Source organism: Nostoc sp. (assembly GCF_036917675.1).
In the GTDB taxonomy this organism is placed as follows: domain Bacteria; phylum Cyanobacteriota; class Cyanobacteriia; order Cyanobacteriales; family Nostocaceae; genus Nostoc.
Genome location: NZ_JBALCT010000024.1, coordinates 68,233 through 87,507, shown reverse-complemented (window position 1 = coordinate 87,507; position 19,275 = coordinate 68,233). Strand labels below are relative to the sequence as shown.

Genomic DNA, 19,275 nt, shown 5'->3' with positions numbered 1-19,275 from the left:
GAATCATCCTTCCATGTTATATTTTCTCTCTGGACAATTAATCCACCCTGCTCATCGCTTGCTCTTAGGGGGTTGGGGGTGGGGTTCTTGTACCTTACTCAACTGAGAACCGCTATACACACGCTATCTATTAATTTAGGAAATGTGGCAATGCCAGAAAAAACAACAGTAACTATTCACAGGCAACTGCTAGAAATATTGTCCCGATTGCCCTTGTCTTCTCAAGAAGAAGTATTAGATTTTGCTATCTCCCTCCAGAAAAAAAAACTAACTCAGCATTGGGATGCTATTTCTGATGCAGAAGCTGCGGCATTAAAAACTGAGTTTGCTGATGAAGATTTAGCTTTTGCAGAATCCGTTTTAACTGATTATCTCTCCCAGCTTCAGCAAGAGGACACAGTTTAATGCGAGGAGATGTTTATTTGGCTGATTTGAATCCGAGTCGAGGTTCAGAGCAAGCAGGTATCGGACCAGTTATCATTGTTCAGCGAGATAGACTAGCTCAGTTTACAACAACATCAGTAGTAATTCCTTTAACCACTAATCTGCGACGCGCTAACATACCAGGTACAATTATCATACCTTCAGGTGAGGGCGGTTTAACGCAAGAGTCAGTGGTGCTTTGTGATCAAACTGTTGTTATCGATAAAGAGCGATTAATCAGAAAATTAGGAACTCTTTCTCATAATTATTTATTAATGCTAAAAGTAGCATTAAACTACACTTTAGAACTAGATAATCATGATGAAGAAAATACAGATTTATAGTATTAATCAATAGAGTAGGCGTTGCTCGTCGTAGCGATCGCTTTCCATTCTGTACCAAGAAAGAAGAAATTTACTCACAAAGGCTGAGAGAATTTTTCATGGGTAGATGGCCATCAGCTTAAAAATAAGTAAGATTACATACTGATGAGTTCGTCAAAATCCTTTTGGAATGGAGTGTCGATAATGACATTAGCAACAACTCCACAGACAAAGCCTTTAACAGATGAGGAATTACGTCAGATAAACGCCTACTGGCGTGCAGCTAACTATCTTTCGGTTGGGCAGATATATCTACTCGACAATCCGCTACTTAGAGAACCGCTAAAGCAAGAACACGTCAAACCCAGGCTTTTGGGTCATTGGGGAACAACACCAGGGCTGAACTTGATCTATGTTCACCTGAATCGGGTCATCAAAAAATATGACCTAAACACGATCTATATTGCTGGCCCTGGTCATGGAGGCCCTGGACTGGTAGCCAACACCTACTTAGAAGGCACTTACACCCATTATTATCCCAACATCTCCCAGGATGCTGAAGGAATTCAGAAACTCTTCAAACAATTCTCTTTCCCTGGTGGTATTCCCAGCCACGTTGCACCGGAAACCCCTGGTTCGATCCACGAAGGCGGCGAACTAGGCTATGCCCTTGTCCACGCTTTCGGTGCTGCCTTTGATAACCCTGACTTGATCGTTGCTGCTGTTGTCGGTGACGGCGAAGCTGAAACAGGTGCTTTAGCGACTAGCTGGCATTCCAACAAGTTTCTTAACCCCGTGCGTGATGGTGCTGTACTGCCGATCCTGCACCTGAATGGATATAAAATTGCCAATCCAACAGTACTTGCACGGATCAGCCATGAGGAATTAGAAAGTTTATTGGTGGGCTACGGCTACAAACCATACTTTGTAGAAGGTGACGATCCCGCAGACATACACCAGCAGATGGCGGCGACTCTAGATATAGCGATCGCCGAAATTCAAAGCATCCAAAGAGAAGCCCGTGTACATGGTTTCAGCGAACGCCCCCAGTGGCCGATGATTATCATGAGAACCCCCAAAGGTTGGACAGGCCCCAAGGAAGTGGATGGCAAAAAAACTGAAGGTTCTTGGCGATCGCACCAAGTTCCCTTGAGCAACATCGCCAAACAGCCAGAACACCTGAAACTTCTAGAAGATTGGATGAAGAGTTACAAACCAGAAGAACTCTTCGATAGCAACGGAAAGCTGATTCCCGAACTAGCAGAACTGGCTCCCAAAGGGCATCGACGCATGGGTGACAATCCCCATGCTAACGGCGGTATTTTGCTGCGCGACCTGAAGATGCCGGACTTTCGAGCCTATGCCGTAGATGTTTCCCAACCAGGCAAAGCGATCGCTGAAGCTACCAAAGTTACCGGCAAATTCCTGCGCGATGTTATGCAAGTTAACCAAGAAAGTAGCAATTTCCGCATATTTGCCCCCGACGAATTGGCATCAAATCGTTTGGACGCCGTGTTGGAAGTCACAGATAGAACTTGGGTAGCCGAGATTTACCCTGAAGATGACCACCTTTCCCCCAACGGTCGCGTGATGGAAATTCTCAGCGAACATTGTTGCCAAGGATGGTTAGAAGGCTACCTCCTCACAGGGCGTCACGGGTTGTTCACTTGCTACGAGGCATTTATCCACATCATTGACTCGATGTTCAACCAACACGCCAAATGGTTGAAAACTACCTTAGATATTCCCTGGCGTAGACCGATTGCTTCCCTCAATTACCTACTCTCCTCCCACGTTTGGCGACAAGACCACAACGGCTTCTCCCACCAAGATCCCGGTTTTATCGATCATGTGATCAATAAGAAAGCAGAGATTGTGCGCGTGTATTTGCCCCCCGATGCCAACACTTTGCTATCAGTAACTGACCATTGTTTAAGAAGCCGCAACTATGTCAACGTTATCGTTGCTGGAAAGCAACCAGCATTGCAATACCTCAACATCGATGCTGCTATCAAGCACTGCACCAAAGGCATCGGTATTTGGGAATGGGCAAGCAACGACAAAGGCGGTGAACCAGATGTAGTGATGGCTTGTGCTGGGGATATTCCCACCTTAGAAACCTTAGCGGCTGTAGACATATTGCGCCAGCACTTCCCTGACTTAAAAGTGCGGGTAGTGAACGTAGTCGATTTAATGACACTACAGCCAAAAAGCCAACATCCCCACGGTTTGAGCGAAAAAGACTTTGACACGATTTTCACCACAGATAAACACATTATCTTTGCCTTTCATGGCTATCCTTGGCTGATTCATCGGCTAACCTATCGCCAGACCAACCATCATAACTTGCATGTGCGTGGCTATAAGGAAGAAGGAACCACCACCACTCCCTTTGATATGGTCGTTCTTAACGATCTCGATCGCTTTCACCTAGTGATGGACGTAATTGATCGCGTGCCAAAACTAGGATATAAGGCAGCTTATGTCAAGCAGTATCTGGAAGATAAGTTAATCGAACACAAACATTACATTGATAAGTACGGCGACGATATGCCGGAAATTCGCGATTGGAAGTGGCCCTATTAAGAGGGGAAAGAGGCAGAAGGGAAATCTGGAGAGATTCCCCTCTGCTTAGATGTGGAAACACTGGTTCTTGCATACTTAGGGTGCTAAAATACTAATATATTTTTTAATAATATCGAATAAAAACAATTATGAAAAGAATAATGACCCAACTATTAAATTTACCTGAAGTAGTCGTAGAATCAAGTGTAGAAGAGGGTTGCGCTTTATTTTTATCAGTAAGTAAAAAGGTGAAAAGTGCGGTTTGTCTACATTGTAATACAAAGTCAGAATATTTACATCAAATCTTGAACTTCTAGAAGAAGTCAGCATTGACATGACAGTAAATTATAAATATTTAGTCGAGAAGATTTGTGCAAACGCCTTTATAACCGTAGACAGGTTTCATGTTATAAAAATACTACATGAAGAGTTAAATCGAACTAGGATAGCAGAGAAGAAAACAGCATCAGAATTAAAGCTAATTTTTCTACTTCCTTAACAGCTTCTTCATTGATGTCATCCATTGATTCATAACTCTCAGATGCGTGTGAGCGTTGAGCAATCACACGATGGCTATGAATACTGACTTGACTGGAAAAAGCAGAGTGAAAGTCAGGCTCAAACGTGGTGTTACCTGCGGGTACTAGCAAGCCAAGACGGGTCTGCCTATTAGAGTCAGCTTTCGAGTACATATAATACCTCTTTTTGACAAGCCTGATTATGTCTAAATATTTATTTAGTTACACTAATAATTAGGTATACATATTTTCAGGAAGACTGTATAATATAGAAACTACGTTAAATCGACCGACAAAGTGTAATATACCATCTAACTGACATAGATACCTGCCACTCAATTATTTAACTGCACTAATCAACACATCTCACTTTCGTCTTATTGCTTTAGTTGGAGTTGTGCAATCTCAAATAGTCTGCATCCACGATGATTACAAGGAAAAGATTTCATGAGCAACATACAACTGTACTTCGCCAAAGCCTCTACCTTCTCTCAACGGACTCGTGTAGTCTTACTGGAAAAAGGTATTGACTTCACCCCCATAGAAATTGACTTACAGAAGAAACCAGATGAGTACACGCAGATTTCCCACTATGGCAAAGTCCCAGCTATCAAACATGGGGATGTTGAAATTTACGAGTCTGCTATTATCAATGAATATTTAGATGAAGTCTTCCCGGAGCCACCTTTATTACCCCGCGATCCCGCAGCTAAAGCGATCGCTCGCATCTGGATAGACTACGCCAATACTCGCCTTGTCCCAGCTTTTAACAAATTGCTGCGCGGTAAAGATGGCCAAGAACAGGAACAAGGACGAAGAGAGTTCACAGAAGCACTTCTATATATTGAACAAGAAGGATTAGGCAAAGGTGATTACTTATTAGGAGATCAGTTTAGCCTAGTTGATATCAGCTTCTATCCTTGGTTTGAGCGTTTACCACTCTTAGAACACTTCCGCAAATTCAGATTACCAGCAGAAACACCTCGTTTGCAGACATGGTGGAATCTGGTACGCGATCGCTCCTCAATTCAAGCAGTAGCAAACCCTGTAGACTTCTATTTGGAAAGATTCGCCAAAGTTCTCGGTGAACCTGTTCCCCTTGGTGCAGTTCAAAAATAGGACGTATGGATTGACAGAAATTAACCAAAATTCAAAATAGGATAACCTATGAGCTTAAATAACCAAGTTCTAGACAAACCGATTTCCGCAGAACTGCCATACGTAGAGGCTAACCTCAGTTACCTGATCCCAATGGCAGAAAAACCTGTTAACTATACTTACGAACCACCACTAGGCATTCCCCGCACGAATGCAACTTATCAGACGCACAAACTGCCAATTTACAATGCTCGTTCTATCTCAGACAACATCTCGTTAGATCGAGAAGGATTCGCCTTTACTGGACATAATACTAATGTCCGCAACTTTTACGATGAAGACGAAATACGCCGCGTTTACTATCCAGAAGCCGAGCAATTGTTAAAAGAAGTAACAGGTGCAACGAAGGTAGTGATATTCGATCACACCCTGCGTAACGCCGGTCAGTCAAAGCCAGGTGAGAATAATATTAAGGAACCTGCCTTGCGCGTACACAACGACTTCACCGCCAAATCTGGCTATACTCGCGCCCATTTGGAATTAGCAGCGCGGGGAATAGATGACATTGATACGCTACTAAAACAAAGATTTGCCATCGTTAATGTTTGGCGAGCGATCGCACAACCAATCCAAGAGTCACCATTAGCAGTGTGTGACGCGCAGAGTATCGCACCCACAGACATTGTAGCTGGCGATCTTGTGTACCGCGATCGGGTTGGTGAGACATACGGAGTCACGTATAACTCCAAACATAAATGGTTCTACTTCCCGCAAATGCACAGGGACGAAGCACTATTTATCAAATGCTTCGACTCCGCAGAAGACGGACACACCCGTTTTGCCGCCCATACAGCCTTTGAAGATCCTACCAGCCCAGCCAACGCTCCCCCACGAGAAAGCATCGAACTACGAACATTCGTCTTTTACCCCGCATAGATCGCAAAAACTTGTCTCAAACTCCTACTCTCTGCGCCTCTGCGTAAAACAAATTACAGCAGAATTCAAGTATTTGAACCACACCTGTCGTAGGGGTGCAAGGGCTTAATTTTTGTTTAAGTCCCGTTAAAGCATTACTATTAGACTATTAATCCCCAACTAACTGGGGATTACCACCACAATTAAGTTGAGTCGGGTGGGTAAAACTTTGCCCACCCGACAACTAATCTACGCCTCGCAGCTTACGAGTGTTATCAACTAAACTCTGAGCAAATTGATCAAATCTTTGAGAGAGTTTCTCATCTAGCAGCTTGCCTTCAGGACTGAAAGCACCCCAAGCTTGTCCGATCGCAATTTGTTCTGGAATCACCCAACCATGCACCCAACGAATAATTAATCGTAGGTCATTTAAAGCATTACTATTAGACTGACCCCCTAATACGCTGATTAGTCCTGTCACTTTATCCGACAGTTGCTCAAAACTCATCAAATCCAGGGCATTTTTCAGGACACCACTAACCCCACCATGATACTCAGGTGTCGCTAAAATTAACCCATCGGCACGACTGACTGTATCTTGCAATCTCTGAACATCTGGATACTCTGGATACTCCTTCGCGCCAGTGCAAAACGGTAGCTGCAACTGCCGTAAATCGAGAATTTCTACCTCTGCACCCACAGCTTCAACCCTTTGCACTGCTACTTGTAAAGCAAGCTGGGTATAGGAGTTGGGTCTTAAACTACCACCAATACCAACAATTCTCACCATAATTAACCCACAAACTATTAACTAGCTACTATCGTCAGATTTATTTAAAAAGCGGAGTCGTTATGACTATGTTTATCTTAGCAATTTGTGTTGGAATGTGTCAAATTAAAATCTACCTACCGGAAGGGAAAATTTTTTAAAAAGGAGTTAGGAGCCAGAATTAATGATCTAGGTTGCTCAACTTCATGCGATCGCCGGAAGAAACTTGGGAATGGTTTTGTGTGGAAGTTAGACTAGATAAGAAAAGTGTAATTTCCAGTTATTACAATTTTTGTTAGAAGAATAGGCATAAAACCATAGCTCAACTTGTGCCAGCAGACAAAGGGTAGTTATTATGACAATTTTGGGAAAAAAAGCATTGGTAAATAGGCAGTCATCAAAGCGTGTTGCTTGGGTTGGTGCCATCGCAGCTAGTTTGATTATGTTACCAGGAGTTTTCGGGAGTACTCCCGTCTTGGCACAAAAAGCAGAGAATACCCCTCTAACTTATGGCGACTTGCTCAAGAAAGCGAAGGCAGGAGAAATCCAAAAACTAGAGTTGGACGAAACCGAACAGCTAGCAAGGGTTTATCTCAAGGGGCAAAAGGATGATACACAACCGCAACAGGTGAGACTTCTGGCACAAAACACAGAGTTGATTAACATACTCAAAGATAAGAATGTTGATTTTGGCGAAGTTTCCTCTGCTAACAGTCGAGCTGCTGTTGGGCTGTTGATCAATCTCATGTGGATTTTGCCCCTGGTGGCTTTAATGGTATTGTTCCTCCGTCGCTCCACTAATGCTTCTAGCCAAGCAATGAATTTCGGCAAATCCAAAGCTCGCTTCCAAATGGAGGCAAAAACTGGAGTTAAATTTGAAGATGTCGCCGGGGTTGAAGAAGCTAAAGAAGAACTTGAAGAAGTTGTTACTTTCCTCAAACAGCCAGAAAGATTTACTGCTGTAGGCGCACGTATTCCCAAAGGAGTGCTGTTAATTGGCCCCCCTGGTACTGGTAAAACTCTACTAGCAAAAGCGATCGCAGGTGAAGCAGGTGTACCGTTTTTCAGTATTTCCGGTTCGGAATTCGTGGAAATGTTCGTTGGTGTGGGTGCATCCCGTGTGCGCGATCTTTTCAAAAAAGCCAAAGAGAATGCTCCTTGCCTAATATTTATCGATGAAATTGACGCAGTAGGTAGACAACGGGGCGCTGGTATCGGTGGCGGTAACGACGAGCGCGAACAAACCCTCAACCAACTCCTCACCGAAATGGATGGTTTTGAAGGTAACACAGGCATCATTATTATTGCTGCCACTAACCGCCCAGATGTCCTAGATTCAGCGCTGCTCAGACCGGGACGCTTTGACAGACAAGTGATGGTCGATCCACCGGATCTTAAAGGGCGACTGGAAATTTTGCAAGTCCACGCGCGGAATAAAAAAATTGATCCTAGCGTATCATTAGAAGCGATCGCTCGCCGCACTCCTGGTTTTACTGGCGCAGACTTAGCCAACTTACTCAACGAAGCCGCCATTCTCACTGCTAGGAGGCGCAAAGAAGCTGTCACCATTTTAGAAGTTGATGCTGCTATAGATCGAGTCGTTGCAGGTATGGAAGGTACCGCCTTAGTAGACAGCAAGAGCAAGCGCTTGATTGCCTATCATGAAGTTGGACATGCTTTAGTGGGCACATTGCTCACAAACCATGACCCTGTGCAGAAAGTTACACTCATTCCACGGGGACAAGCGCTAGGATTAACTTGGTTTACTCCCAACGAAGAACAGGGGTTAATTTCGCGTTCCCAACTCAAAGCCCGGATTACTGCAACTTTGGGTGGTCGCGCTGCCGAGGAAATCGTTTTTGGTAAGCCAGAAGTGACTACAGGTGCAGGGAATGACCTGCAACACGTAACAGGGATGGCGCGGCAGATGGTGACACGCTTCGGAATGTCAGAATTAGGCCCATTATCCTTAGAAAATCAGAGTGCAGAGGTATTTTTGGGACGTGACTGGATGAATAAATCAGACTATTCTGAAGAAATTGCTGCCAAGATTGATTCACAAGTACGCGAAATTGTCAACAATTGTTATATCAAGTCCAAAGAACTGTTGCAAGAAAACCGCATAGTTTTAGAGCGTTTAGTAGATTTGCTAGCAGAACAGGAAACTATTGAAGGTGATTTATTCCGCAAAATCGTTGCTGATAATACCCAGCAGCTAGCCGATGCCAAATTGGCTGTACCTCATTAGGGAATTTAACAAGGGGCTTAAGCCCCTTGTTGTCTAGTTAATTGAAATGTTAGTAATTGTGCGATCGCAAACCGTCTGCATAAGAATAGCTTGACGCAGACAGCATAGCTTTTAGCTGATGGGATGCTTGTGGTCTGACTTTTTCTTAGGTTTAACTGCTTACCAGTACACAGGTATGAGTTATAAATTAGTAAAGCGAGATTTGAGTTATAGTAGTTTATCACAATAGTAACAGTCAAAATCTTGCTTACTTCCTCAAATAGCCCGTGTTGATCAAATTACAATGCCGCAAGTAGAAAAGCTAAAAATTTTTCTCGCCTCCCCAAGTGATGTCGCTATAGAGCGTCGTCATGTGGAAAAAGTAAGAGAGGAGATTAACCGAACCGTCGCGGCAGATAAGGGAATTGTGCTTGACGTCGTTAGTTCAGCGAACGCTTTTCCTAGCTACGGTAAGGATGGTCAAGCCATACTTAATGAACAAATTGGCAACATGCAAGAGTATGATCTCTTTATCGGCATCATGTGGAATCGGATTGGAACACCGACTCCACGCGCAAAATCTGGAACAGTGGAGGAGTTTGGACGAGCAGTTAGAGCTTTAATGCGTAAAGGAAAACCACAGGTTTGGTTTTATTTCCGTGAAGCACCAGTTTACCTCACTACAAAAGAGGATCTGAGACAACGGGAAGAGACACTGAAGTTTAAGGCTAAGTTTCGTCAAGGCAAAGGGTTATTTTGGGAATATAAAACTCCAGCTAACTTTCGTGATCAATTGCGAGAGCATTTAACTCTGTGGCTAAACCAACATCCGAATGCAGCGTCCCAATCTGGTACTGCCGCTAAGAAACAAACCAGAAAGAAACCTGATGTGAAAACAAAATCTGAATCTTCGCCTGTAGGTAGTGAGCGTAAGAAAATAACATCAGCAACCAAGACATCTCAAACACCTCGAAAAACTCCTGCCTCAAAAAGCAGCACTTCCCGAAGTACTGGGACTGTGAAAAACTCAGGAGATTGGGTCATGCTGAATGATAAATTTTTCCAAACTAAGTCGAGTGCTACTCAACCAGATCAAAGCATTATTATTCAACTGTCACCAAAGAATATGGAACAGGTTGCTGAGTTGAAGTCTCTTCATCCAGGAGAGTTCCACAATAAAAAGCAGATTACCTATGCTGATCAGCACGATGCTGGCATTATGGAAGTTTCGTCTGTACTATCTGAGTCGTTGGCGGGGAAAACCAGCTTTAATATTACGCTTAAACCAATTCAGCGATCGCAGGATAGTAGCTTTATATTTCAGACGAATTTCAACAACTACAGTGCTGACGAAATCGCTAAATTGCGTGTTCGCCTAATTTTGCTAGGAGAAGCACTTCCTAAAGATATCGAACGGTTCTTTCCTATTACTCAAATTACTGGATCAGACAACCATACAGTAGAAGTTAAAAAAGAAATTTTTCCAGAACTGTGGGCAAAGCTTCAAACACAACCGAGATTATTTTTGCCAAAAGCATGGCTATGGGCAGTGTATTATCTGAAGTTGAATCAACTTGTTGAAGATGTCTTAGAGTTAGAGCTTGGTCCAATTAAGAACAAGGTGATGCCTGTTCGATTTCGAGGGAAAAGGCGGGTATATCCCAATCAGGAACCTTACATTATTGAAGTCTTAGGAAACTGTATTCTCAGTGCATAAATGAACGGTAATCATTCTATGAACATTGCAATGTTCTTTAAGCTTCTAACCTCGATCAAACCCAAAAAATTAGGAGGTACATTTGCTGGTATCTTCGGTATGATCTGGCTATTTCTGGAACCAGCAGGACTTTTCCTACCTGAATGGTTCAAATGGGGATGGTGGGGTTATGGTGGATTGTTTTCTCTTTCCTTACTGATTGCGATCGCACTGAACCTTCCTCGCTTTTCGGTTTCCAGATCATTGTCTTCACCCAATACCACGATAGAGATTAAAATAGGCGACCTTTTTGATGAACCTGGGCACTTAGTAATTGGGGCTAACGATGTTTTCGATACGGAATTGGGGGAGGTCATCAAACCCTCAAGTGTCCAAGGGCAATTCCTTACAGGAGTGTATAATGGCGATCAAAAACGCTTGGATGCTGAGATAGATATTGCTTTAGAGCCTTTCAAGGCTGACAAAAAGAGGGAACCGAATAAGAAAAAGGGGAAATTTTGGCGATATCCAATTGGCACAACTCTTGTATTGGGATCGCAGGATAGACGGTTCTTCTTAAATGCCTATGGTTGTATGGAGAATAATCTGAGAGTCAAGTCAACTGCTGATGATATCTGGCATTCGTTAAGTTCCCTCTGGGAACAGGTGCGGCTAAAAGGTCATGGATTAGAGGTTGCTATCCCGATAATTGGCTCAGATCTTGCTCGGACAAATCTTGCCCGCATGACTTTAACGATGCTCATTGTTATTTCGTTCATTGCTGCGTCGAAGAAAGACTTTGTGACGAAGAAGTTAACAGTAGTCATCTATCCCAAAGACTTCAAGTCTGTGGATTTGTATACACTAGAAGACTTCTTGGACTCAATATGCCTTTAAGCCAAATAACGAGAATAGGCGATCGCTCGGCTGCTTTTTTGGGTTAAATCATCGCAGGTTACAATAATAAATAACTACAACTCCCTTGCCGACAACAGTGTATGAAGTTCAATCTAACACTTGATCGTGATGAAGATGGGGTTTGGATTGTCGAGTGCCCCAGTATACCTGGTTGTGTTAGTCAAGGTCAGACAAGAGAAGAAGCCCTCGAAAATATCAAGGACGCGATCGCAGCTTGCCTTGAAGTTCGTGCATAACTTGGTTTACCGCTTACTGTGGAGACTCATCAAGTAGAGGTTACATTGGCACAAAAGTTATTAGCCGGTAAATGCTAACATGATTAATTTATACAGTGGGTAAGTCCTATAATTATCGTCCCAACTTATTCGGAATACCTTCACAACCACCAGGAATAGTACCTCTAGTTTTTTCGCCACCCCAAGTACAACAGTAGCAGCGTGCAGACTCAGACATCCGTTGCACATTGGTGAAATCGGCATTTTCTACCACAGCGCCAGTCTGTTCGCCGGTTTCATAATCTGGTGGTACAGTGCGACTGCGGGGTGATGCTTTGTCCACTACACCATAGAATAGGCGAATCCCGTTGATGTCAGCACCACTGAGATTCGCATTATATAAAATTGTGCGGGAGAGGTTAGCTTTTACTAAATCACAACCGGCCAGGTTAGCGCGGACAAGATTAGCTTCGCTGAGGTCAGTCCAACGCAAGTCAGTACCAGAAAGGTCTGCTGCGGCTAGCGTTACGCCTAAATCGATGACACGCACACCTTCCAAGCGGTCTTCTGCATATCCGCCACTTCCGTCGAGAATGGGACGACCTAATCGTTGATCGCGTTTTAGGGGTGAGAGCAACTTAGAACGTGAGAGAAAGCGGAGAATTTTCGCTTTACCACTGCCATCAACACTACTTAAAATTGCCGCAGTGCGTCCTTCAGCGATCGCTCTTTCTTGAGGCCAATCTTCTAATAATCCTTCTTCATCTAATACTAAGTCTGAAACGCCTTGAAAATAGGAATCAATCGTCTGTTGCTGAGTAATAATATTTTGCTGAACTGTTAGCAGGTTTTGCTGAATTGTCAAGTCTTTGGAAATAACATATTGTCGCCATGCTACGTAAACGGCGATGACAGCGATGAAAATTTGCCCTAAAGCGCCAAACCAGTCTGCAAGGGTTCCAGCAATTTCCCAGTTAATTTGGTGTCCCCAAAGTAGCAAGCGATCGCCTACACCTGTGAACCTGATCAAGCCGATGATGGCTACTATTAGTCCCAAAAAGGCCACAAACAGCGTGCGTTCTTGGGGTGAAAACCACTCGTTTAAAACTTCTTGCAACCAAGGCAATAATATCGCTAGGGATAACAGCAAACTCATCAGCGTTCCGATAATGCCGATGAGTGAGTTATTCAGGATAACTCCAATGAAGGTGATGGCGATCGCTATTAGAGTAATCAGCAATGCCCTCGGCTTAACTGTGAATTGCTTGGTAGTGGGTTGCTTGACCTCAGAACGAGCTTGTTGTAAAGCTAATGTATATTGCGGAGATTTTAAAGAGGCGATCGCAGCTAGGGCTTGTTGTGTCGCTAGTACAACTGAGCTGAGGTTCTTCTCAGTTGCACTCCCGTCAAAGTCATCCGGTTGCAAGTCGTTTTCTGGGATAGGTTCTGGGGTTGGTAGATTTGAAGAATTGGATTCAATCGTCATGTTTTCTATTTTGCCCCAACAGATTCAGAACAACATCTGTTTGATCAGAAATTGCCCGAAGCTCAAACTTGCACCAAAATATAGCTTGTGACAGCAGATCATGACCAAATCTATCGAACTCAGGTTAATTTTAGCTGTCAGCCGGATGCAGGAAAGAGTATTATGGTGTTTCAGTTCTCATACAATAAAAAGGCTCCTATTTCTGGCTATGACGCTACAATTGCGCGTTTATGTTCCACCCCATCCTCTGATCAAACACTGGCTGGCAGTTGCCCGTGATGCAGGCACGCCTTCAGTATTATTTCGCAGTGCCATGACCGAGTTGGGAAGATGGCTGACTTATGAAGCTGTGCGAGACTGGTTGCCAACCCAAGAAATATCGGTGCAGAGTCCCTTGGATACCTGTCTGGCAACTGTGATTGATCCGCAAGTACCTATGGCAGTAGTACCGATTCTGCGGGCTGGACTAGGATTACTTGAGGGAGCGCAGACTTTATTACCTTTAGCATCGATTTACCATCTGGGCTTGGCACGAGACGAACAGACACTGCAACCTCATTGTTATCTGAACAAGTTACCAGAAAAATTTGACCCCCAAACACGAGTGTTAATTACCGATCCAATGTTGGCAACTGGAGGGTCGATGATGGCGGCAATGGCAGAATTGACAGAACGGGGTGCTGATCCAGCCCTGATGCGGATTGTTTGTGTAGTGGCGGCTGCACCAGCTTTGCAAAAACTGAGTGCAAGTTATCCAGGTTTAATAATTTACACGGCAACTATTGACGAAAAACTGAACAGCCAGGGGTATATTGTACCCGGATTGGGAGATGCTGGCGATCGCATCTTTGGGACTTAAGCTAGTATGCAGCTAGGGCAGGAAAATAGCATAACTACTGTAAAAGTTGCAAGGTTGTTGAAGGCGGTAAAGATATGAGTCAGCGAGATGGTTTTGGTAGTGGTTTTTTAGCTGGGGCGTTTGTTGGTGGCGTATTTGGCGGTGTTATCGGGGCACTAATTGCTTCTCGACGCGAGCCAGAATTGCTAGCAGACGAGGGGACAGAACTGACAGATAGCCAAGCCGAAGCTAAGAAAATAGCAGCAAAGCGACGTCAGATGAAAGCCTCAGAAAATCAGAGTATTGGTATAGAAACGGCGCGGCGATCGCTAGAAGATAAAATTGCCCAGCTAAATACCACAATTGATGAAGTGCGGAACCAACTGGGAAATGTCAATGGCGGTTCACCCGAAACAACCCATGAGCGCTCCCTCACTAAAGATTCCTGAGATTTGTTCAGGCGTGGTGAAAGTGTCTTGTGTGGTAAAGGTGGAATCAGCAGACACGATGACATGGACTAAATTAAAATTAAAAGATAAGACTGCGTTTGACACTTAAGTAGGAAACTAACAAATCCATGTACCTTCTAATTAACACTCTGGCTAGTTTCATCCAGATTTATACTGTTTTGCTAATTATTCGGGTTTTATTGACCTGGTTCCCCAATATCAACTGGTACAACCAACCATTTACCACTTTGAGCCAGATAACCGACCCTTATCTGAATCTGTTCCGCCGAATTATTCCCCCATTGGGTGGTATGGATTTTTCTCCAATGTTAGCTATTATACTCCTTCAAGTACTAGGTAGTTTGATCGGTGGTCTTCAAGCCTACGCATAAAGCAGAATTTGCTATTTGCTACACTTCAAATAAAACATTTTTAGTCTGGGCTAATAAAGTCCAGACTTTTTAAAGTATCTATTAACGCCGGACTTGACCGCTAAATCCGGCTGCTTTAAATTGTTTGAGCTTCAAAGGTAACGGCTGATTCGCAGGTACAGAAATTCTCAATTCAAAATCGCTAATACCTGGTGGCACCTCGACAATAGAACCTAAGCGAGTGCGGTTTTGCATCACCGAGTCATTATTAGCATCATAGATGCGTCCAAAAATATCTGCGTCGTAGACTGTTTTATTGGTGCCATTTTCGGCTTTGCCAATGACAATAAAACAATTGGCAGCCGCGCTACCACTACTGATAACAGCCCCTTGTGCTAATTCTGGTGGACAATCTTTATAGGAAACATCAAATAGTTTAATCTGTGTCAGGGCTACAGCTGTGGGAGCGATCGCCCACGAGAGAAAGGTGATCAGACAGGAAATCAAAACGACCGTGAGTGAGCGCAACCGCATAAAAGACCCCGTGACTTTATTCAATAATTATTTAACTTATAACCTCAGCTTACAGCATACCCTGACTCGCTATTCTCTACTTCCCTGATTGATTCGCAACTGCAAACACCTGCTCGACGATCAATTCCCAATCGGGTACTACATCTGATGCAATAATCGCCGTACCCTGTAACACCGTATCCTCATACTGTGCCTCCAGCCACTTGCAAACGGTGATTTGTTTTAACTCCGGATCAACAATCCAGTATTCGGTAATGCCTCTAGCTGCGTATTCTGTGCGTTTGTAACGGTAATCGCGGCTGCGGTTCTCAGTTCCGGGACTGACAACTTCAACCACCAGCGCCGGCGGGGGCATATCGCGGGTAATCAGATTGCGAGGACTGCCAATCAAAGCCGCTTTCGACTCTTCTGTATGCACCACCAGATCCGGTAGCCGACAGGTTGCTCGCCGCCCACTAACTTCAACTTCAATGTCCTTGTAAGCCAGCAAAGTGATCGGAAAATACTTTGCCAACTCGAACAGCAGAAATTTGGCAATATCACAGTTTTCCTGGCTTTGGGTTGGCATCTCTACTAGCCCCCCATCCACTAATTCATAGCGGGTATCAGTGCGATCGTCATAAGCCAGAAATTCCTCAAAAGTCAGGAGTTTTGTGGGATGCTGAGTTTGAGTCATGGCAATTTCCCTAACTAGGTGATAAGTAGGTCAACACTAGAAAATATCAAACCGATACCAAGAACTCAGGAGACAGAATAAAGTTTTTCTCCTGACTCCTCACGTTATTTAGCTACAGGGAGATTGGAGACTTTAATTTAACATTTGTAATAATTAGGGAAATAAACCTTCAATTGCGATTAACTTATGACTCCAGATGAGATTGAAGCAGCTATGCTCGCAGCTTTTAATGATTGTGATGTAGCAAGCTGTCCTCTCACTGACACGCAGAAACAGATATTACTGCAAGTCGTCGAGCAAATTCAGGGAAATTCTTCCTCTGGGATATCAAATATTGCTAATCCCTTAGACGAACTTACCCCAGAGGAGTTAGAAGCATTTTTAGAGTTTGTTAAGGATGAAGAACAACGCAACCGCACTTGGAAAGTGCAATTACTCAACGACTGGCTGCTGGAAAATGACTCTGGAAAAGTACAATTTATTCGGCAACGCTATGGTTTACAGTGGCTGACTCGTGTTGAGTCATGTCATTTTGATAAGTATTCTTATTTTGAGGATGCACTAAAGCTGAGAGTAGGCGATCGCATTGAAGTTTCCAATGCACTATGGGAATGGGTGCAAGAGGATGGGCCTTGTCAGCGCGAATGGTTTCCCTCTATGGTGATCAAAGTCGAGGAAATTAGCGATGTCTACGACGGGCTACGCCTACGCAATCATTCCTCTACTAATTGCGTCGTCCGCTTCTTCAACGGCGCTGAGTATGAAATTCAAGGCATCTACGAATGGAATCGCTACAATTGGCGCTGGCCTCAGAAGTAGTGGGGAGTGGGGAGCTTTCAAGGGTAGGTGTTTAAGAAAGTTGCCAAATGAAGGTATGATAGCGAACTGAAGCTTGTGGGTAGAAACCACAAATTTAGGGAGAGCGATCGTTAACTTTCAAGGGGGTTGTCAATGGAAGCAAGCAGTTACTGCTTTAACAAACCCCGACAGCCAATAGGTTGGATACCAAAGTGTCCAAATCTCTATTAAATGAGTGGTGCCACAAGCGACGATAAATGCACTAAACAGCAGAATAAATCCAATCAAAGGGCAAATCCTGCCGCTTGCGGACAAAGTAGAAGAGTGTAGCTGGAATCGAGTAATAAGCTAGTGCAATGAGCGAGTCAGATAATATGTGTAACCAAACTAAATTCGTTTGCCATAGATAGCAGTGTCCATGTGGAATAAATGATCCTGATATGAAAAAAATAGTCCATAATTCTGATATTATGTCTGACATAAATACTTGATTTTTTTAATCTATAAAATCTCCTTGTAACCCCGAAATCAATTCATTGTGGTTATAGAGCTTGTAGGGCATCAGATTGCAATTGTCAGGGCGATGAAGGGAGTGGTCAAATTTGCGAATATTGCGGATATAATTACGGCAGACACTGATAAATTCCAAAATAAAAACCATTCTCACCTTCATGATGGGAATGGCAAAAAATTAGGAGATTGAACAAGAAAATTTAATCTCCGCAATTCTCATTCAACTTAAGATTCACTTGACTTAGCACTCATTTTATCTAACAGTTGAGTGATTTTTTTGGCTTTTTCAGGTTGGCGCTGTTTTTGTAATAAATCTTTAGCTTGTAGCAGGTTAGTTTTAGCTTCCTCTTCTCGCTCTTGCTGCATGAGAATATTTGCTAAACGCAAGTAAGCATCAGGATTTTTCGGACTGCGGCGAATCACTTCCCGGAAGAATTCTGTTGCTTCCTCTACTTGGCCTTGGTGGTTTAAAACATCTCCCAAAAACAAGCGCACCACATCATTAGTAGAGTTGAGGGAAATCACTTTGCGAAACGCTGCTTCTGCACCTTGGTAATCCTTTGCTTGAGCCAGATTGATTCCTTTTTGAAACAAGTCTGAGGTAATCAAAGTTTTCCAAGCGAAATAGCCCAGCATTGACAGGCTCAGAATAACGACAAGAGCAGCGATAATAGAACTAGTGGGAAAGGTTTCTAGCATTGTCTAAGCCAAAAAGCAGGCGATAGGAAAAATCAGATATTCCATAAAAAAGAGTTTCCAGATAAATTGGTAGAATTGAGCGATCGCACTTTTATCTTGTAAGTCTACCGCCAAACTCCGCAACCACATCCAAACTAGAAGTGCTAAATGAGCAATTACCAGAAATATGGGGTTAACTGAGGCAAGATGTAGCACACCAACTAGAATTATTCCCAGATAGCAGACAGTTATCACCCAAAGAGCCAGATTAAACACAGCTTGGGAACCGAGTTTGATCGTGAAAGTAGAGATATTATAGAGGCGATCACCTTCCATATCTGGTATATCTTTAAAGATCGCGATCGCAAAGGTAAACACCAAGATAAATAACGTCAGCACCCACACCACGGGCGGAATTACTTGGCTTTGTTTCAGCACCCAACTATAGTGCAAATACAATCCTAAATTAACAATCGCGCCGCGCACCGAAAAAATACACAGCGCTGCCCAAAATGGAAATTGTTTCAACCGAATTGGCGGTAAAGAATAAGCAGTACCAATGGCCAAACTAATTGCTACCATACCCAATAAGAATGGCCCACTTAGCCACGCCACAACTAGCGCCAAAATCCCAGTCAAAGCAACAATTAATTGCCCCGTTTGTCGAGAAAACTCACCTGATGCCAAGGGTAAATGAGGCTTATTAATCTTGTCAATATCAACATCTTCTAATTGATTTAGCCCCACAATGTAGACATTTCCACACAGACAAGCAATCCATGCACCGAAGACAGGGAGGAGCCACTGCGGTCTTGGGGTCTCCCCAAGTCGAGCAAGTGGCGTTAGGGAGTAGGGAGTAGGGAATAGCAAATCAGTACGATTACTAATGGCAATGGCAATCAAATATAAACCCAAAACACTCAGACTTGTACCAATAATCGTGTGAGGGCGAGAGAATTTCCAGAAAGCGTATAACCAATGGAAATATGATTGAACGGGTTTGGGTGGCAAAGTGGTGTTTTGAGAACTCTGGCTCATGAGTAGTTTAGATTCAGTATTCCGGTTTATTGTTAACCATTGTTACAGAATTTGGTCATTAACAAGAGCCAAAGGTCTAGACGCACTGTATTTTCGTAGGGGAAGCAGGATGAAGGAGAGTTGGGAGTTAGGAGTTGGGAGTTGGGAGTTAGAATTCAGACTAATTCCCTCAATTACAGCTACAATCTATCAGAAAAGCAAAGAAATAGTTAAATCCAGAGGTGCCT

General features: G+C 43.5%; 21 protein-coding genes and 1 pseudogene. 14 read left to right on the top strand and 8 right to left on the bottom strand.

Features of this window, described 5'->3' with window-relative positions; translation table 11 throughout:
• From V7K31_RS09265 to V7K31_RS09250, 4 genes are all read left to right on the top strand, one after another.
• A partial coding sequence (locus V7K31_RS09265) for a hypothetical protein (RefSeq protein ID WP_335093935.1) occupies positions 1-405 on the top strand: 405 nt, incomplete at its 5' end.
• Entirely contained in the window at positions 405-767 is a 363-nt protein-coding gene (locus V7K31_RS09260; protein WP_335093934.1) for a type II toxin-antitoxin system PemK/MazF family toxin, read from the top strand. The genes V7K31_RS09265 and V7K31_RS09260, both read left to right, overlap by 1 nt.
• Before the next feature lie 183 nt (positions 768-950).
• Entirely contained in the window at positions 951-3,332 is a 2,382-nt protein-coding gene (locus tag V7K31_RS09255) for a phosphoketolase family protein (protein WP_335093932.1), read from the top strand.
• 313 nt (positions 3,333-3,645) lie between these two features.
• Positions 3,646-3,810, top strand: coding sequence for a transposase (locus V7K31_RS09250; protein ID WP_335093931.1), 165 nt, complete (start codon positions 3,646-3,648; stop codon positions 3,808-3,810).
• Here the strand turns inward: V7K31_RS09250 and V7K31_RS09245 are convergent.
• Positions 3,752-4,003 (bottom strand): hypothetical protein, encoded by a 252-nt coding sequence (locus V7K31_RS09245; protein WP_335093941.1) that lies wholly within the window; start codon positions 4,001-4,003, stop codon positions 3,752-3,754. The genes V7K31_RS09250 and V7K31_RS09245 overlap by 59 nt on opposite strands.
• Before the next feature lie 273 nt (positions 4,004-4,276).
• Here V7K31_RS09245 and V7K31_RS09240 point away from each other — a divergent pair, with 273 nt between their 5' ends.
• Positions 4,277-4,948, top strand: a complete 672-nt coding sequence (locus tag V7K31_RS09240; RefSeq protein WP_335093930.1) for a glutathione S-transferase family protein — start codon at positions 4,277-4,279, stop codon at positions 4,946-4,948.
• A 48-nt stretch (positions 4,949-4,996) separates the two neighbouring features.
• On the top strand, positions 4,997-5,863 hold the full coding sequence (locus V7K31_RS09235) for a CmcJ/NvfI family oxidoreductase (RefSeq protein ID WP_335093929.1): 867 nt from the start codon (positions 4,997-4,999) through the stop codon (positions 5,861-5,863).
• 223 nt (positions 5,864-6,086) lie between these two features.
• Here the strand turns inward: V7K31_RS09235 and V7K31_RS09230 are convergent, their stop codons facing one another.
• Positions 6,087-6,632, bottom strand: coding sequence for an NADPH-dependent FMN reductase (locus tag V7K31_RS09230; protein ID WP_335093928.1), 546 nt, complete (start codon positions 6,630-6,632; stop codon positions 6,087-6,089).
• Between the two features lie 334 nt (positions 6,633-6,966).
• On the opposite strand from V7K31_RS09230, the gene ftsH reads away from it, so the two are divergent.
• The 4 genes from ftsH (at position 6,967) to V7K31_RS09210 (ending at position 11,688) form a co-directional block, all read left to right on the top strand.
• Positions 6,967-8,859, top strand: a complete 1,893-nt coding sequence (gene ftsH / locus V7K31_RS09225) for an ATP-dependent zinc metalloprotease FtsH (RefSeq protein WP_335093927.1) — start codon at positions 6,967-6,969, stop codon at positions 8,857-8,859.
• A gap of 283 nt (positions 8,860-9,142) precedes the next feature.
• A complete protein-coding gene (locus tag V7K31_RS09220) occupies positions 9,143-10,555 on the top strand; it encodes a hypothetical protein (protein WP_335093926.1) in 1,413 nt (470 codons plus the stop codon).
• Positions 10,556-10,573: 18 nt separating this feature from the next.
• Entirely contained in the window at positions 10,574-11,431 is an 858-nt protein-coding gene (locus V7K31_RS09215) for a macro domain-containing protein (protein WP_335093924.1), read from the top strand.
• Between the two features lie 101 nt (positions 11,432-11,532).
• Entirely contained in the window at positions 11,533-11,688 is a 156-nt protein-coding gene (locus V7K31_RS09210) for a type II toxin-antitoxin system HicB family antitoxin (RefSeq protein ID WP_335093923.1), read from the top strand.
• Between the two features lie 112 nt (positions 11,689-11,800).
• On the opposite strand, the gene V7K31_RS09205 is transcribed toward V7K31_RS09210, so the two are convergent.
• Positions 11,801-13,153, bottom strand: coding sequence for a pentapeptide repeat-containing protein (locus V7K31_RS09205; protein ID WP_335093922.1), 1,353 nt, complete (start codon positions 13,151-13,153; stop codon positions 11,801-11,803).
• 208 nt (positions 13,154-13,361) lie between these two features.
• On the opposite strand from V7K31_RS09205, the gene upp reads away from it, so the two are divergent.
• The 3 genes from upp to V7K31_RS09190 all read left to right on the top strand — a co-directional run bounded on the left by upp (position 13,362) and on the right by V7K31_RS09190 (position 14,832).
• Positions 13,362-14,012 (top strand): uracil phosphoribosyltransferase, encoded by a 651-nt coding sequence (gene upp / locus V7K31_RS09200; RefSeq protein ID WP_335093939.1) that lies wholly within the window; start codon positions 13,362-13,364, stop codon positions 14,010-14,012.
• A 74-nt stretch (positions 14,013-14,086) separates the two neighbouring features.
• On the top strand, positions 14,087-14,440 hold the full coding sequence (locus tag V7K31_RS09195; RefSeq protein WP_334826069.1) for a hypothetical protein: 354 nt from the start codon (positions 14,087-14,089) through the stop codon (positions 14,438-14,440).
• 128 nt (positions 14,441-14,568) lie between these two features.
• Positions 14,569-14,832 carry a YggT family protein gene (locus V7K31_RS09190; RefSeq protein WP_334826068.1) on the top strand — a complete coding sequence of 88 codons (264 nt, stop codon included), beginning with the start codon at positions 14,569-14,571 and terminating at the stop codon, positions 14,830-14,832.
• A gap of 81 nt (positions 14,833-14,913) precedes the next feature.
• Here V7K31_RS09190 and V7K31_RS09185 read toward each other — a convergent pair whose 3' ends face one another.
• Both V7K31_RS09185 and V7K31_RS09180 read right to left on the bottom strand, forming a co-directional pair.
• Entirely contained in the window at positions 14,914-15,345 is a 432-nt protein-coding gene (locus V7K31_RS09185; protein ID WP_335093921.1) for a biotin carboxylase, read from the bottom strand.
• A gap of 76 nt (positions 15,346-15,421) precedes the next feature.
• Positions 15,422-16,021, bottom strand: a complete 600-nt coding sequence (locus V7K31_RS09180) for a Uma2 family endonuclease (protein WP_335093920.1) — start codon at positions 16,019-16,021, stop codon at positions 15,422-15,424.
• Positions 16,022-16,207: 186 nt separating this feature from the next.
• On the opposite strand from V7K31_RS09180, the gene V7K31_RS09175 reads away from it, so the two are divergent.
• Complete coding sequence (locus V7K31_RS09175; protein ID WP_335093919.1) at positions 16,208-16,840, top strand: hypothetical protein; 633 nt, start codon at positions 16,208-16,210, stop codon at positions 16,838-16,840.
• A gap of 141 nt (positions 16,841-16,981) precedes the next feature.
• Here V7K31_RS09175 and V7K31_RS09170 read toward each other — a convergent pair.
• From V7K31_RS09170 to V7K31_RS09160, 3 genes and pseudogenes are all read right to left on the bottom strand, one after another.
• Positions 16,982-17,288 (bottom strand): annotated as a pseudogene (locus tag V7K31_RS09170) (hybrid sensor histidine kinase/response regulator); the annotation flags it as partial.
• 269 nt (positions 17,289-17,557) lie between these two features.
• The gene (locus V7K31_RS09165; protein ID WP_334826063.1) at positions 17,558-18,031 is read right to left on the bottom strand and encodes a tetratricopeptide repeat protein; all 474 of its coding nucleotides are present in this window, start codon (positions 18,029-18,031) and stop codon (positions 17,558-17,560) included.
• A gap of 3 nt (positions 18,032-18,034) precedes the next feature.
• Positions 18,035-19,048, bottom strand: coding sequence for a homogentisate phytyltransferase (locus tag V7K31_RS09160; RefSeq protein WP_335093918.1), 1,014 nt, complete (start codon positions 19,046-19,048; stop codon positions 18,035-18,037).
• Positions 19,049-19,275 lie beyond the last annotated feature (227 nt).